The 15,537-nt window shown below is 55.4% G+C and carries 11 protein-coding genes; 4 read left to right on the forward strand and 7 right to left on the reverse strand.

Features of this window, described 5'->3' with window-relative positions; all coding sequences use genetic code 11:
* The first annotated feature begins 59 nt into the window (after nucleotides 1-59).
* Nucleotides 60-1,877, forward strand: a complete 1,818-nt coding sequence (gene typA, locus C1J03_RS11655; RefSeq protein ID WP_114886654.1) for a translational GTPase TypA — start codon at nucleotides 60-62, stop codon at nucleotides 1,875-1,877.
* Nucleotides 1,878-1,966: 89 nt separating this feature from the next.
* On the opposite strand, the gene C1J03_RS11660 is transcribed toward typA, so the two are convergent.
* From C1J03_RS11660 to recA, 3 genes are all read right to left on the reverse strand, one after another.
* On the reverse strand, nucleotides 1,967-2,254 hold the full coding sequence (locus tag C1J03_RS11660; protein ID WP_114886656.1) for a DUF1330 domain-containing protein: 288 nt from the start codon (nucleotides 2,252-2,254) through the stop codon (nucleotides 1,967-1,969).
* 3 nt (nucleotides 2,255-2,257) lie between these two features.
* Nucleotides 2,258-4,915: an alanine--tRNA ligase gene (gene alaS, locus C1J03_RS11665; RefSeq protein WP_114886658.1), complete on the reverse strand. Its 2,658-nt coding sequence runs from the start codon at nucleotides 4,913-4,915 to the stop codon at nucleotides 2,258-2,260.
* Nucleotides 4,916-5,047: 132 nt separating this feature from the next.
* On the reverse strand, nucleotides 5,048-6,124 hold the full coding sequence (recA, locus tag C1J03_RS11670) for a recombinase RecA (protein WP_114886660.1): 1,077 nt from the start codon (nucleotides 6,122-6,124) through the stop codon (nucleotides 5,048-5,050).
* 203 nt (nucleotides 6,125-6,327) lie between these two features.
* Between recA and C1J03_RS11675 the strand changes: the two genes are divergently transcribed.
* Nucleotides 6,328-6,921, forward strand: coding sequence for a gamma-glutamyl kinase (locus C1J03_RS11675; protein ID WP_114886662.1), 594 nt, complete (start codon nucleotides 6,328-6,330; stop codon nucleotides 6,919-6,921).
* 3 nt (nucleotides 6,922-6,924) lie between these two features.
* Here the strand turns inward: C1J03_RS11675 and C1J03_RS11680 are convergent, their stop codons facing one another.
* The 3 genes from C1J03_RS11680 to guaB form a co-directional block, all read right to left on the reverse strand.
* Entirely contained in the window at nucleotides 6,925-9,258 is a 2,334-nt protein-coding gene (locus C1J03_RS11680) for an ATP-binding protein (protein ID WP_114886664.1), read from the reverse strand.
* Nucleotides 9,259-9,351: 93 nt separating this feature from the next.
* Nucleotides 9,352-10,512 (reverse strand): RsmB/NOP family class I SAM-dependent RNA methyltransferase, encoded by a 1,161-nt coding sequence (locus tag C1J03_RS11685; protein ID WP_114886666.1) that lies wholly within the window; start codon nucleotides 10,510-10,512, stop codon nucleotides 9,352-9,354.
* Between the two features lie 50 nt (nucleotides 10,513-10,562).
* The gene (gene guaB, locus C1J03_RS11690; protein WP_114886668.1) at nucleotides 10,563-12,011 is read right to left on the reverse strand and encodes an IMP dehydrogenase; all 1,449 of its coding nucleotides are present in this window, start codon (nucleotides 12,009-12,011) and stop codon (nucleotides 10,563-10,565) included.
* Nucleotides 12,012-12,263: 252 nt separating this feature from the next.
* Between guaB and C1J03_RS11695 the strand changes: the two genes are divergently transcribed.
* The gene (locus tag C1J03_RS11695; protein WP_114886670.1) at nucleotides 12,264-14,300 is read left to right on the forward strand and encodes an ASKHA domain-containing protein; all 2,037 of its coding nucleotides are present in this window, start codon (nucleotides 12,264-12,266) and stop codon (nucleotides 14,298-14,300) included.
* A complete protein-coding gene (locus tag C1J03_RS11700) occupies nucleotides 14,297-15,130 on the forward strand; it encodes a class I SAM-dependent methyltransferase (protein WP_114886672.1) in 834 nt (277 codons plus the stop codon). Before C1J03_RS11695 ends, C1J03_RS11700 begins: the two co-directional genes overlap by 4 nt.
* Here the strand turns inward: C1J03_RS11700 and C1J03_RS11705 are convergent.
* On the reverse strand, nucleotides 15,127-15,498 hold the full coding sequence (locus C1J03_RS11705) for a VOC family protein (RefSeq protein WP_114886674.1): 372 nt from the start codon (nucleotides 15,496-15,498) through the stop codon (nucleotides 15,127-15,129). The genes C1J03_RS11700 and C1J03_RS11705 overlap by 4 nt on opposite strands.
* Between the last annotated feature and the right edge of the window lie 39 nt (nucleotides 15,499-15,537).

Here is a 15,537-nt window from a genome sequence, read left to right on the forward strand (position 1 = left end):
CTGGCCTTTGGGCGCGCACGACGGTATGGCGCGGCAACTCCCTGACAAAGGCTGACCCCATGGAACTGCGCAATATCGCAATCATCGCACACGTTGACCACGGCAAAACGACGCTCGTGGACGAACTACTGAAGCAATCTGGCACCTACCGCGAAAATCAGGCTACGACTGAACGCGCGATGGACAGCAACGATCTGGAACGCGAGCGCGGCATCACGATTTTTGCCAAGCCCACGTCAGTCGAATGGAAAGGCACGCGGCTCAACATCGTTGACACGCCGGGCCACGCAGATTTCGGTGGCGAAGTTGAGCGGATCTTGTCCATGGTTGATGGCGTTGTTCTGCTGGTTGATGCCGCAGAAGGCCCAATGCCGCAAACCAAGTTTGTGACGTCTAAGGCGCTGAAGCTTGGTCTGCGCCCTATCGTTGTGATCAACAAAGTCGACAAGACTGACGGCGAACCTGATCGTGCGCTGGACGAAGTTTTCGACCTATTTGCCAACCTTGATGCGACCGATGATCAGCTGGATTTCCCAGCGATGTACGCCTCTGGTCGTGCTGGTTGGGCGGATCACTCATTGGATGGCCCACGTAAAGGTCTTGATGCGTTGTTCGACCTGATCCTTGAGCATGTACCGGCGCCTAAGCAGGTTGCCGATATCGACAAGCCATTCACCATGCTGGCCACGACCTTGGGCGGCGATCCCTTCTTGGGCCGGTTGCTGACAGGTCGCGTTGAATCCGGGACATTGAAAGCTGGCCAGACGATCAAAGCGATGTCACGAGATGGCACGTTGATCGAAAACTTCCGCTGCACAAAAATCCTCGCCTACCGCGGCTTGGACCAAACGGGCATTGATCTGGCCGAAGCTGGCGACATCGTGTCCATTGCAGGCATGTCAAAAGCTACTGTGGCCGATACGTTGGCTGAACAATCCGTTGTGGACGCGATCCCGGCCCAGCCAATCGATCCGCCCACAATCACAGTGACATTCGGCATTAACGATTCACCTCTTGCAGGTCGGGACGGCAAAAAAGTGCAGTCTCGTGTGATCCGTGAGCGCTTGATGAAAGAAGCCGAAAGCAACGTTGCGATCAAGATTTCGGATTCGCCCGGTGGCGAAGCCTTCGAAGTTGCGGGACGTGGCGAATTGCAGATGGGTGTTTTGATCGAAAACATGCGCCGCGAAGGTTTTGAGCTAAGCATTTCGCGCCCACAGGTTTTGTTCCAAGACATCGACGGTGTGCGCCACGAGCCCATCGAAGAAGCGACAATTGACGTAGACGACGAATACTCCGGTGCCGTGATCGAAAAGATCACCGGCGTGCGTAAAGGCGAGCTGGTCGAGATGAAGCCTGCCGGTGCTGGTAAAACCCGCATCATCGCGCATATCCCGTCACGCGGCCTGATTGGGTATCACGGCGAATTCTTGACAGACACCCGCGGCACAGGCGTGTTGAACCGCGTGTTTCACGGTTGGGCACCGCACAAAGGTTCGATCCCTGGACGCCGTGCTGGTGTTTTGATCTCCATGGAAAACGGCACTGCTGTGTCTTATGCACTGTGGAAGCTGGAAGATCGCGGCAAGTTCTTTATTGGCGCACAGACGGATGTCTATACCGGTATGATCATCGGTGAGCACAGCCGTGACAATGATCTCGAAGTGAACCCTTTGAAGGGCAAGCAGCTAACCAACGTTCGGGCCTCGGGTACGGACGAAGCGGTACGTCTAACAACGCCAATCACGTTGTCGCTCGAGCAGGCGATTGCCTATATCGACGATGATGAATTGGTTGAAGTGACGCCCAATTCAATCCGGCTGCGCAAGCGCTTCTTGGACCCGCATGAGCGTAAGCGGATGTCCAAAGCCAGTTAAGAAATTGGCTTGAGGGGGATTATTCCCTCAAGCCTTTCCGCAAAATATTCGAACTAATGAGGCCCCGGTGCAGTGACTGCGCTGGGGCTTTATTCTGTTATTTCGACAATAAGCAATTCACGCTCAGATGCGCCTTTGGCATATGCCAACGCCGCCTGATAAGTATCTGAATGGTAACATTTTTCTGCCGTTTCGACATCTGGAAAACGGGCCACGACGTTACGGGGGCGATCTGTGCCTTCGAGCTGAACGTAGCGGCCACCACGTGCGATAAAGACACCTCCATGATCAGCAATGGCCACGGTCGCACCTGCTGCATATTTCTTATACGCGTCCTCGTCGGTGACGGTGACATGGGCAATCCAAAGTGCGGGCATGTGTTATCCTTTCAAGATAGCTGTGGCAGCGGCGATGGCTGCGTCTGCATTGTCTGCGCTGGGTCCACCGCCCTGCGCCATATCGGGTCGGCCACCTCCGCCCTTGCCGCCAAGTTCGGCGACAGCCGCGCGCAAGATGTCTACAGCGGAGAGTTTGCCTTTTAGGTCGTCAGTAACGCCGGCTGCAATCGCAGCCTTACCGCCTGTGTCTGCGATCAGCAGGACGGCACCTGAGCCAAGGCGCGACTTATGTTCATCAACCAAACCAGGAAGATCTTTGCCTGTGATCCCGGTCAGAACCTGAGCGAGAAATTTGATGCCGTTGACCTCGATCGCTTCGGAGGCATCGCCGCCGCCGCCAGACATGGCAAGATCGCGGCGCAGCTGCGCGACTTCATTGGCAAGGCTGCGGCGCTCATCCATCAGCGCGCGCACACGGTCAGGCACGTCGGCCGCCGACGTCTTGAGCACATCAGCCACCCCGGCAAGTGCAGATTGCTGCCCGCGCAGCCAGCTTAAGGCTTCATCACCGGTGAGAGCTTCGATGCGGCGCACGCCTGCGCTGCTCGCGCTGTCACCAAGCAAAGCGAAAGCGCCAATGTCACCGGTTTGGCGCACATGCGTACCGCCACAAAGCTCCAATGAATAAGTAGTCTTGTCGCTGCCTTTGCCCGAGCCTTCTTGATGGCCCATTGAAACCACGCGAACTTCGTCGCCGTATTTTTCGCCAAAGAGCGCCTGTGCACCAATCGCACGGGCATCATCAGGTGTCATGATCCGGGTTTCGACGGCGGCGTTCTGACGGATATAGGTGTTCACCTCGCGCTCAACCTGAGACAGCTCTTCGGGGCTAAGTGCCTTGCCATGGCTAAAGTCAAAGCGCAGACGATCGGCAGCATTCAGCGAACCACGCTGTGCAACATGATCACCAAGCGCGGCGCGCAAAGCCTCGTGCAACAGATGCGTGGCGGAGTGGTTGGCGCGAATAGATGTGCGTCGGTTGTGGTCCACCTCCAGCACAGCAGCCTGCCCTTCGGTGATCTCACCTTCGGTCACTTTGCCGAAGTGAATGAACACGCCTGCCGTCTTGCGCGTATCAGAAATGCGGGCCACGCCGGTATCCGTGCGGATAATCCCAGTATCGCCCACCTGCCCGCCGCTTTCAGCGTAAAACGGGCTTTGGTTGAGGGCGATCTGAACATCATTGCCGTCTTTGGAGCTTGGCACCATTGCACCGCCTTCGATCAAGGCAACAATCTGACCTTCGGCCGTTTCAGTTTCGTACCCGAGAAAATCAGTGGTGCCATGCTTATCGGCCACGTCGAACCAAATCGTAGCATCCGCAGCCTCGCCGGAGCCAGACCACGCAGCGCGCGCCTTGGCTTTTTGTTCGGCCATCGCGGCGTCAAAGCCGTCGGTATCCACGGCTAGGCCCTTTTCACGCAGAGCATCTTGGGTCAAATCAAGCGGAAACCCGAACGTGTCATAGAGCTTGAAGGCTGCTTCGCCAGGCAGGTTAGCACCCGCACTCAAATTGCCAACTTCGTCGTCGAGCAGCTTGAGCCCGCGTTCCAGCGTCTGTTTGAACCGGGTTTCTTCTTGATGCAGCGTTTCTGTGATCAAGGATTGGGCTTGCCCCAACTCGGGATAAGCAGCGCCCATTTGGCTGACAAGCGCAGGCACCAATTGGTACATCAGGGGATCCTTGGCTCCCAGCAAATGCGCGTGACGCATCGCACGGCGCATGATCCGCCGCAGCACATAGCCACGGCCGTCATTGCTTGGCATCACGCCATCGGCAATCAGAAATGAGGTCGAGCGCAAGTGGTCTGCGATCACCCGGTGATGGGTCTTGCCCGGCCCGTCTGGATCCGTGCTTGAGGCATGCGCGGATGCTTCGATCAAGTTGCGCATAAGGTCGGTTGCATAGTTATCGTTGGTGCCTTGCAAAAGCGCGGCCACACGTTCGATTCCCATACCGGTGTCAATCGACTGCGCAGCCAATTCGCGGCGTGTACCGTCCTCAAATTGCTCGTATTGCATAAATACGAGGTTCCATATCTCCACAAAACGGTCGCCATCTTCGTCCGGTGATCCCGGAGGGCCGCCCCAGATGTGATCACCGTGGTCATAGAAAATCTCGGAACATGGGCCGCAAGGGCCTGTTGCGCCCATCATCCAGAAATTATCATCTGTCGCGATACGAATGATGCGTTCTTCGGGCAGCCCTGCGACCTTTTTCCAGATCTCGGCGGCCTCGTCATCTGTGTGATAAACCGTCACGTATAGACGCTCAGCGGGAATTCCGAGTTCCTTGGTGATCAGCTCCCAAGCAAAGGCGATCGCATCGGCCTTGAAGTAGTCACCAAAGCTAAAATTACCCATCATTTCAAAGAAAGTATGGTGCCGCGCAGTATAGCCGACATTGTCGAGGTCATTGTGTTTGCCGCCCGCGCGCACACATTTTTGCGCAGTTGTCGCGCGACTGTAAGGGCGCGTCTCAAGGCCGGTAAAGAGGTTCTTGAACTGAACCATGCCCGAATTGGCGAACATCAAAGTGGGGTCATTGCGCGGTACCAGCGGGCTAGACGGCTGAACCGAATGGCCCTGCTTGTCGAAGTAGGACAAAAAGGTCGAGCGAATATCATTAAGCGTTTGCATGGTGCGGCCTTCCGGGCGGGAAATCTGTTACATTTCAAATACCGCTCGTCAGGTGGTCTTGTCCACAGGCCGCAATGAAAAAGGGCGCGGCCTGCTGGCTGCGCCCCATTTCTTTACAAAATAGGTTGTAGATCAGGCTTCAAAAACCTCTGGATCGTCTGATCCAAGCGGAGCCCCATCAAAATCAAGCCCGTGCGCTGCACGAATTTTATCTTCGATCTCCAACGCCATGGCTTCGTTGTCGCGCAGGAACTGTTTGGCGTTCTCACGTCCCTGTCCAATGCGTTCATCGCCGTAGCTGAACCATGCACCAGATTTATCAACAACACCGGCCTTCACGCCGAGGTCGAGGACTTCACCCATCTTGGAAATGCCTTCGCCATACATGATATCGAATTCGACTTGCTTGAACGGGGCTGCAACCTTATTTTTAACGACCTTAACCTTGGTGGCGTTCCCAACAACCTCGTCGCGGTCCTTGATCGCGCCGATACGGCGGATGTCGAGGCGCACAGAAGAATAGAACTTGAGAGCATTACCGCCCGTCGTCGTTTCGGGTGAGCCGAACATAACGCCGATTTTCATCCGAATCTGGTTGATGAAGATGACCATGCAGTTGGACTTACTGATTGAACCGGTGAGCTTGCGCATCGCCTTGCTCATCAAACGGGCCTGAACACCAACTGAGCTGTCGCCCATTTCGCCCTCAAGTTCCGATTTCGGCGTCAGTGCGGCCACAGAATCGACCACAACCATGTTCACAGCGCCTGAACGAACCAGCGTATCAACAATCTCAAGCGCCTGTTCGCCAGTGTCGGGCTGCGAAATCAGCAGCTCGTTGATATCAACGCCAACCTTCTTTGCATATTGAGGATCAAGCGCATGTTCTGCGTCGACAAAGGCGCAGACCCCACCCATTTTTTGCTGTTCCGCAACACAATGCAGCGTCAGCGTGGTCTTGCCCGAGCTTTCAGGTCCGTAAATCTCTACGATCCGGCCCATTGGCAAGCCGCCAATACCTAGCGCAATGTCCAGCCCAAGTGAGCCGGTGGAGCTTGATTTGATGTCTTGGATAGCCCCTTCGGCCCCCAACTTCATGATCGAGCCTTTGCCGAATTGCCGCTCAATCTGAGCCAGAGCACTATCGAGCGCTTTTTGCTTGTTAGCTTGTTTTTTGCTGTCCATTGTCAAAAGATCTGCCGTTGCCATTTGGGTTCTTCCCTTACTGTCACAGGGATCGGGCGGCGGCAATCGCGGCCTGACCTGTTGTTGTTTGTTCTGCTAACGTTCCTTATGGGACCAAAAAGAGAACACTTCAATATAAATCTGTAGGACCTATCTTCTATCCCCATTGGTTAAAAAGTGGTTTAGAAGGATGGAAGAGTGTAAAATTGCGAAGGAATAACTTCTAGATGCTTGTTTTCTTTAAGGAACGTCTTGCATTTCTGTCAGTTCCAAAAACAGGAACGACCGCTTATGAAGCCGCCTTGGCACCGCGTGCGGACGTGGTGATCTCCGATCCGCCCTTGCTCAAGCATGCGCCCGTTTACCGCTACAATCGTTTCATTCGCCCAATGTTTCTCAAAGTTTGCGATGCCGAGCTTGAGTTAATGGCGGTCATGCGTGAGCCTGTCAGTTGGCTGAGCAGTTGGTATCGCTACCGCCGACGCCCATTCATTGAGGGCAAGGCCAACAGCACCCACGGCGTTAGTTTCGATGAATTTGTGCTGGCCTATATGAAAGGTCAACGTCCAAGCTTTGCGGACGTTGGAAGTCAGTTCAAATTCCTCGAAAGCCAACCGAACGGAACCGGTGTTACGCATCTGTTTCGCTATGAAGATCAGCCCCGGTTGCAGAAGTTTCTGACCGACCGGTTGGGTGTTAAACTGGATTTGGCGCGCGAAAATGTTTCACCCAAAATGGAGACGCCCCTGTCTGAGGATGTGCTCACGCGGTTTCAGCGTAAGTTTGCAGATGAATTCGAACTTTATGATTCGATTGGCTGAAAATCAATTTAGTTGGTTGTGGACCGTTTCCGTCAAATCGCTAAGCGAGAACGGCTTTGGCAAAAACACGGAATTCGGGATTTTCATCTGAGCTTCACCGAAACTGTCTTCGGCATAGCCCGAGACAAATACAACCCGCACACCTGGCCTCTCTTTTAAGGCTTCGCGCACCCAACTGGGGCCGTCCATGCCGGGCATCACAACATCAGTAACAAAGACGTCGATATTCAGATCGCCGTCCTCAAGTGTGCGCAACGCGGCTTCTGCAGAATCCGCCTCGAGTACTGTATAGCCACGCATGCGCAAGGCGCGGCTGGCAAAAGCACGCACTGGTGCTTCGTCCTCGACCAAAAGGATCACACCGTCACCGTGCTTGGCTGCGGGACGTGGTGCCGCAACAGCAGGTTTCGGTATCGCTTCCATGGGAATTTCTAAAACCGGGAAATATAGCGTAAAGCAGGTACCCTGCCCCACGGTGCTATCGACAAAAATATAGCCACCGGTCTGCTTGATGATCCCGTATGCCGTGGAAAGGCCAAGACCTGTTCCTTCGCCAGTTCGTTTGGTTGTAAAGAAAGGCTCAAACACTTTTTGCAACTTATCTTGCTGGATACCGGTGCCGTCATCACTGACCTGGACCGTCACATATTGGCCTACAGGTACTGTGACTTGATCGCGCATCAACGGGTCGGCCAATGACATGCATTCGGTCACAATCCTGATTTCACCGCCTGCAGGCATTGCATCGCGCGCGTTCACAACCAGGTTCATCAGCACTTGTTCAAGTTGCCGTTTATCAGCGCGGATCGGCTGCAAAACCGGATCATGGCTGAGCGTGAGAGTGATCTTTTCTCCGACCAGGCGATTCAGCAGATGGGTTAGGTCCGCTAATGTGTCGCGCATGTCGATGGTTTCTGGCCGCAAGGTTTGTTTGCGCGAAAACGCCAAAAGCTGCCCAACAAGGGCTGCCGCGCGGTTTGCATTCTGGTTAATTTGAACCAAATCGCTGTAATCCGGATCACCTTGATCATGGCGCAATAGCAGCAGATCGCAGTGGCCAGAGATTGCGGTGAGCAAATTATTGAAATCATGCGCTACACCGCCTGCGAGTTGCCCAATCGCCTGCATTTTTTGACTTTGGACAAACTGTGCCTCCAGCGATTTGAGCTCAGTTGCATCATTCAATACAGCAATAAGCGCCGGTTCTCCGTTTTCCGTGACCCGGTTAAGCGTAACCTGGACAAAAACTTCGCGGTCACCGCGTGTAAGCCGCAGAAATTCAGATTTTTGCACCATACGCCCGGCAAGCGTGTCGCGCAGCCAATCGTTGATGGACCGACCTAACCCCTCCATTAGCGCAGAAAGGTGCGCTCCTTCTTTCAGCGAAACCCCAAAGAGTTCAGCTGCCATTCGGTTGAACGATTGTACGTCGCCAGAGGGGGCGACTTTGATCATTGGCACAGGCAGATCTTGGAACATCTGCCATTTCTGCGACTTGCCATGCTGTTCAGTGCCATGAGCTTCAGGGGCGGGGAGAAAATAGAGCGCTTGACGCCCAGCACCTGCAGCGACCTGGGCCACCAAAACCTTGGCCACGCCATTTGTTGTGGACAGATCCATCACGGTGCCTGGCAAAATCGGCAATTGCGTAAACAGATGGTCCAATGCTTTGACCCGCGCGCCGGTCAAACTGCGCGCGGCGTCGTTCATGAAAAGGATAGCACCCGTGCGCCCGATCATGACCATTGGTAAATTACCGCCTTCGTGGCTGCCTTTTGGTGCGGGGCGTTCTGCGACCTGCTCAACACGCCAGACAAACCCGCTGGGCCACATGTCATGGACTGAAAGTCGGACATGACCGGTGCGCGTGACGATGTCTTCACGTGCAGACCCTGTGACCTCAGCGCGAGACTGCAGGCGAAAGACAATGCCGCCGGGATTCGCAAAACTGTCTGCCAATGTGCCGACCAACGTATCGCTTGGCGTGTTCTTGAACTGTCTTTCGGCCGCGGGGTTACGGACGTGTATGTGGCCATCAGACGATGTTACAAAACTTGGGCTGCCGTCTCTTTCGATAAAAATGGCAACAGCTGCATAGCCACTTTTTTCCACTGCATTCTTGCGCCGGACCAACAAAATGAGGGTTCCCGAGATCGCCAACAATGTCGCGCAAGCCGCTGATAGCGCCAGTTGCGCCGTCCCGCTTGGAGCCACCAACGCCAACACACCAAAGACGACCGCTGCTAGAACGACCCCCCTTAACCGCGATAGGACGTCTTTGGAAAATCGGGGTTTTGCTGTTTCGCGGACCGCTAGCTCTACCACATTTTCCCCCATATTGCGCGAATCTGAATTCTAACTATGCGCGCGAAATGTTAACCGCCGCTTAACCACGGAAGTAGCACTCGTTATGGTTGTGTATTGTGTAGCTTATGATCGCGTCAAGTGTGCCGCAAAGAACCCATCGCCATTTTCATCAATGGTATAACGGCGTTGGTAGGTGCAAACCCATTCCGGATGCCGCGCCAAAAATGCATCGATCCGGGCCTCGTTCTCCACTTGAAAGACTGAGCACGTCACGTAAGCGAGGATGCCATCAGCGCTCACAAGTGCGGACGCAGCCTCAAGAATAGTGTCCTGAATACCTTGTATCTCGGTCAAGCGCGCAGGCGTTAGCGTCCATTTCGCTTCGGCAGCACGGCGCCATGATCCGCTGCCTGAACAAGGTGCATCACACAGCACCAGATCAAAAGGGGCGTGATCTGCAAGGGACTGCGTAGCCAGTTGCGTGATGTTCGCGCCTGCCCTTTCCGCACGCGTATCCAAATCCGACATCCGGCGCGGATCGATATCATGCGCAAAAACGGTACGATTTGGTGCCATTGCCAAAGCCAGCGATTTGCCGCCACCTCCTGCGCAATAATCCAGCACGCGGGCACCTGGGGGCAGTTCGGCCACAACTGATTGGCTCGCGGCGTCTTGTAATTCAACCTCTCCAGCAAGGTATGCGCGGCTGGCGCGCAGGCGGCGTGGGCCGCCCGTGATACTAAGAGCATGTGGCGCGGTTGGGTTGGGAACCGTTTCTACACCGTCTTCGATCAACGAGAGCTGTGCCGCAGAAGAATCTGTTTTCGCTGTATTTATCCGCAAACAAATGGGGGCACGATGCTGAAGTGCCAGCGCCGTATCTCTGGCCTGTGGACCAAGAGAGGCTTCGAAATCTGGGATCAACCAATCCTGCAAGTCCCACGCAACGTCGGGCGCTGCAGTCTCAGGAAGATACGCGCGTTCATAATCAGCCAAAGGCGCAGGTGCGTGGGCAATCCCGGTGAAGAACTCATCTGGGTCAACATTTTGGGTACGCAGCAACCCCAACATCAAGCCACGCCCGGTTTCCGCTCCGCCAAAATGGGCCACAGAGCGACGTTGCCTCAGAACATCAAATACGTGGTCCCGCACCGCGGCACGGTCTTTTGATCCCGCAAACCGGCTGTTGCGAGACCACCGAGTCAAGGCTTGTTCAGCGGCCAGTCCGTCGTTCATCTGGTCAAGGATTTCAATGGCGGCGGAAATTCTGGCTGCCGGTGTCATAGTGCAAATTCCACTTCAATATTTATCCGTAAGACGCTGATTTTAAAAACTTAACCAACCCTATAGTTGGGGGACTCGCGGGTGATTTGAACATCGTGGACGTGGCTTTCACGTAAACCCGCGCCAGTGATTTTCACAAAGTTGCAGTTGCTTCGCATCTCTTCAACAGTGGCGCATCCGGTATAGCCCATCGCGGCGCGCAAACCGCCGACCAACTGGTGAACGACCGCGCCTGCAGAGCCCTTGTATGGGACCTGCCCTTCGATGCCCTCGGGGACCAGTTTGTCGCTGGCAGCGTCTGCTTGAAAATACCGATCTGCAGAGCCACGCGCCATCGCACCAAGCGATCCCATGCCGCGGTAAGACTTGAAGCTACGGCCTTGATAAAGAATGACTTCACCGGGGGACTCGTCAGTTCCCGCGATCATTGAGCCAACCATCGCGCATGACGCCCCGGCCGCGATCGCTTTGGCAAAGTCGCCTGAAAACTTGATGCCGCCATCTGCAATAACAGGAATGTCACCTCCGGCCTGCGCGCAATCCATAATTGCGGTCAGCTGTGGGACGCCTACGCCGGCAACCATACGTGTTGTGCAGATAGAACCTGGACCAATGCCGACTTTGACCGCGTCGGCACCTGAGTCGATCAACGCACGCGTGGCTTCGCCAGTGGCCACATTGCCAGCGACAACTTGAATTTCATTGCTCAGTTTTTTGACACGTTCAACCGCACGCGCCACACCTTCGGAGTGACCATGCGCGGTATCGATCACGATCATATCAACCCCGGCCTCTATCAGCGCTTGGCTGCGCTCAAAACCGGCATCGCCCACGGTCGTCGCAGCCGCGACGCGCAACCGCCCAAGATCGTCTTTGCAAGCGGTCGGGTTCAACACGGCCTGTTCTGTGTCCTTGAGGGTCAAAAGCCCCGTCAGCTTGCCCTTGCCATCGGTAATCAGCAATTTCTCAATCCGGCGCGCCTTCATCAGGCTGATTGCTTCGTCGCGGTCTGCGGGTTCGTGCAGGATGGCCAGATCGTTTGACGACATCATCACACGTACAGGTGTGGAATCGTCAGTGGCAAAACGCATGTCACGGTTGGTGACGATGCCCACGACCCGGCCAGCTTCATCAACGACAGGAAAACCGGTAACCCGGTACCGCTCTTGCAGCGCTTTGGCATCCGCGAGTGTCTGGTTGGCATGCAAAGTGATCGGATTGTAAACAATCCCACTTTCAAAACGTTTGACGCGGCGGATTTCACGGGCTTGTTCTTCGATGGTCAAATTGCGGTGCACAACGCCCATGCCACCAGCCTGCGCCATGGCGATGGCCATACGGCCTTCGGTTACGGTGTCCATTGCAGAGCTCAGAAGTGGAATGTTGAGCGCGATGCTTTTCGTTACCCGTGTGCGGGTATCCGCCGTCGACGGTAGCACCGAAGATGCTCCCGGAACCAACAGCACATCATCAAAGGTCAGGGCCTCACGAATCTCCATCACATACCTCAATATTTGGGGGTTTTTACGGGGTTCATTTGGCGGTTTGCTATCTCATGGAAAGGTGAGAAAGAAAAGAGGGAATGAGGCCAAATCAAAGGTCGCGCTCAGGTGCAGCCGTGGTTCAGCATGGACCTCAACGAAAACGCGGACGCTCTAAATGACGCAAGCGATGTGTTTATTGACGCTTGTCGGCTTTTCCCTGCGGGCCTTATCGCTATGGTGCCTTTGAATTGAGAGGGAATGTCCTGAATGAGTAACGATCCGCTGGTCATCTTCACGCCGTCTGGCAAACGGGGTCATTTCCCCACTGGCACGCCAATCCTAACAGCTGCGCGGCAATTGGGTGTGGACCTCGATTCCGTATGTGGCGGTCGGGGGATTTGCTCGAAGTGCCAGATTTCACCAGGATTTGGTGAGTTTTCCAAGCATGGGGTCACGGTTGCCAGCGATGCCCTGTCTGAATGGAACAGCGTCGAGCAGCGCTATAAAGACAAGCGGGGGCTGATTGATGGTCGCCGCCTTGGATGCCAAGCAACGGTGCAGCGCGATGTAGTCATTGACGTGCCGCCCGAAAGCCAGGTGCATAAACAAGTCGTGCGCAAACGTGCCGAAGCACGCGACATTATTTTGAACCCATCGACCAAACTTTATTACGTCGAGGTGGTCGAGCCGGACATGCATGACCCGTCGGGCGATTTGGAACGGCTACGGGCTGCCCTTCTCGAGCAGTGGGAACTTGATGACGTCGTCGCCGATTTGCACATACTGCAGACAATGCAGCCGGTCCTGCGCAAGGGCGGCTGGAAGGTGACGGTTGCTGTGCACTTGGGCGACCACGAAAATTCGCCGCGGATCATGCACATCTGGCCCGGTTTCTATGACGGGACCATTTATGGGCTCGCCGTTGATCTCGGCTCTACCACGATTGCGGCGCATCTGTGCGATCTGCAAACGGGCGAAGTGATTGCGTCTTCGGGGGTGATGAACCCGCAGATCCGCTTTGGCGAGGACCTCATGAGCCGGGTGAGTTATTCGATGATGAACGCCCGTGGCGCCGAAGAGATGACAGTTGCGGTACGCGAAGGGATGAATGCTCTGTTCACCCAGATCGCGACCGAAGGCCAAATCGACAAGAACCTGATCGTCGATACGGTGTTTGTCTGCAATCCGGTCATGCACCATCTGTTTCTTGGGATTGATCCGTTTGAGCTGGGTCAGGCCCCTTTTGCGCTGACAACGTCGAATGCGCTGCGCCTGCGGGCTGATGATCTGGATTTGAACATCCACCCTTCTGCACGGGTCTACATTTTGCCGTGCATTGCAGGGCACGTCGGCGCAGATGCTGCAGCTGTTGCCTTGGCTGAAGCGCCAGATAAATCGGACGATCTCGTTTTGGTTGTCGATGTGGGAACCAACGCTGAGATATTGCTGGGTAACCGCGAAAAAGTGCTGGCGTGCTCTTCGCCCACTGGCCCGGCTTTTGAAGGCGCGCAGATCTCCTCCGGGCAGCGCGCTGCCCCCGGTGCGATTGAGCGGGTTGAGATTGATGCCGTCACCAAAATCGCGCGCTTTAAGGTGATTGGCTGCGATCTGTGGTCCAACGAAGACGGGTTTGACGACGCCATTGCAACAACGGGCGTCACGGGCATTTGCGGCTCTGGGATCATCGAGATGGTCGCCGAAATGCGCATTCATGGCATCGTCGACGCGCCGGGATTGATCGGAACCGCGGAACAAACCGGATCGGCAGCAGTTTTTGCCGATGGGCGTACCAACTCCTACCGGGTCTATGATGGCACCGCGTCGGGGGGGCCGGACATCACGGTAACCAACCGCGACATTCGCGAAATTCAGATGGCAAAGGCGGCCCTGTATTCTGGGGCGCGATTGCTGATGGATAAATTTGGTGTGGATAATGTCGACCGCGTCGTGCTGGCCGGTGCCTTTGGAGCCCATATCAGCCCTAAACACGCCATGGTCATTGGGATGATCCCTGATGCGCCGTTGGACAAGGTTACTTCAGCGGGCAATGCGGCGGGAACTGGCGCGCGGATTGCATTGCTGAACACTGAGTCTCGCGCCGAAATCGAGCAAACCGTGCGTGAAATTCACAAGATTGAGACCGCAATTGAGCCACGCTTTCAGGAGCATTTTGTGAATGCCTCTGCCATGCCAAATGCGGTGGAGCCGTTTCCGATCCTGCGTGCGTTAGTTGATTTGCCAACCGCTACGTTCAATACTGGCGGTGGCGACAAAGGTGGCGGACGTCGGAGGAGGCGCAGTTGAACGATAACGCAGATCAGGCGGAGTTTTGGGGCGATGTGGCTGGGCGCGAATGGGTGCAGCATGCAGATGTGATGGACACCTTACTTGCCCCTGTGTTGGATGCCGTGTTGACCCGCGCGGACCTAGAAGAGGGCCATCAGGTCCTGGATATCGGCTGTGGCACTGGGATCAGCGCCCTTGCGGCCGCTGATCTGGTAGGCAAAACGGGACATGTATTGGGCGCTGATATTTCACCCAGAATGTTGGAATTGGCACGAACTCGAGCCGCAGGGAAATCGCAGATCGATTTCATTGCCGCAGATGTGTCAACCCACAACTTTAACGCCGGACAGTTCGACCGCGTGATTTCGCGGTTCGGCGTGATGTTTTTTGACGATTCCTCAGCAGCGTTTTCCAACGTTGCAAAGGCGATGAAACCCGGCGCACAGCTTTCTATGGGATGCTGGGGGCAAATCTGGGGTAATCCATATTTCACCATGCCCGCAGGAATTGCAAAAGACGTGCTCGGACCGGTGCCCAAGACAGACCCCGACGCCCCCGGCCCCTTTGCGTTTCGCGATCCAGAGCGGGTTGAGAGCATCTTGCACGCAGCCAGTCTGACGAATATCCGAACGGATACTCAGTCGCTGCATTTGCCGATGCCGGGAGATGCGCAGACCATGGCGCACCTGTATTGCTCGATTGGCCCTGCGGAACGGGCGTTAGTGCATCACGGAGCGGATGCGGCTGCCCGCGCAGAATTGGAAAAGGCCCTGACAGAGGCGTTACTGCCCTTTGAGGCAAGTGGATTTCCGGCTGAGATTCACTTTTACACGGCAGACGCGCGTTAGCCGGCCTCTTTGGCGATCCACCACACGGTGCCAAAGCTGTCACGCAAGCCGCCGCGCAGGTCATCTTCGGTTTGACCGTCGAGGGGTTGTACCACCGTGGCACCAGCCTCAATAGCGCGGCTAAAACAGGCTTTGGGGTCCGAGACATACACATGCAAATGGGTTTGAGGGCCGTCTGGCATTTCACCGACCATCAAAACGGTGTCATCGATGCGCGCTTCTGCATGCATGATGCCGCCGTCAGGCCGGTGAATGATCCGCAATAGCTTGGCGTTGAAAACAGCTTCGACAAAGTTCAAAACTGCTTCGGCATTTGGCACGATCAGATAAGGTGCGAGGCTGGTATACCCTTCAGGCTTATAGCGCATGTCTCGCTCCTTTTTGCCAAATCGACTTGACGCTGGCCA

This window comes from Sulfitobacter sp. SK012 (assembly GCF_003352085.1).
Lineage (GTDB): Bacteria > Pseudomonadota > Alphaproteobacteria > Rhodobacterales > Rhodobacteraceae > Sulfitobacter.

Bases quoted from the DNA above. Each gene is read 5' to 3' on its own strand.
- typA (WP_114886654.1), top strand. From the start codon at position 60: ATGGAACTGCGCAATATCGCAATCATCGCACACGTTGACCACGGCAAA.
- C1J03_RS11660 (WP_114886656.1), bottom strand. From the start codon at position 2,254: ATGCCCGCACTTTGGATTGCCCATGTCACCGTCACCGACGAGGACGCG.
- alaS (WP_114886658.1), bottom strand. From the start codon at position 4,915: ATGCAAACGCTTAATGATATTCGCTCGACCTTTTTGTCCTACTTCGAC.
- recA (WP_114886660.1), bottom strand. From the start codon at position 6,124: ATGGCAACGGCAGATCTTTTGACAATGGACAGCAAAAAACAAGCTAAC.
- C1J03_RS11675 (WP_114886662.1), top strand. From the start codon at position 6,328: ATGCTTGTTTTCTTTAAGGAACGTCTTGCATTTCTGTCAGTTCCAAAA.
- C1J03_RS11680 (WP_114886664.1), bottom strand. From the start codon at position 9,258: ATGGGGGAAAATGTGGTAGAGCTAGCGGTCCGCGAAACAGCAAAACCC.
- C1J03_RS11685 (WP_114886666.1), bottom strand. From the start codon at position 10,512: ATGACACCGGCAGCCAGAATTTCCGCCGCCATTGAAATCCTTGACCAG.
- guaB (WP_114886668.1), bottom strand. From the start codon at position 12,011: ATGGAGATTCGTGAGGCCCTGACCTTTGATGATGTGCTGTTGGTTCCG.
- C1J03_RS11695 (WP_114886670.1), top strand. From the start codon at position 12,264: ATGAGTAACGATCCGCTGGTCATCTTCACGCCGTCTGGCAAACGGGGT.
- C1J03_RS11705 (WP_114886674.1), bottom strand. From the start codon at position 15,498: ATGCGCTATAAGCCTGAAGGGTATACCAGCCTCGCACCTTATCTGATC.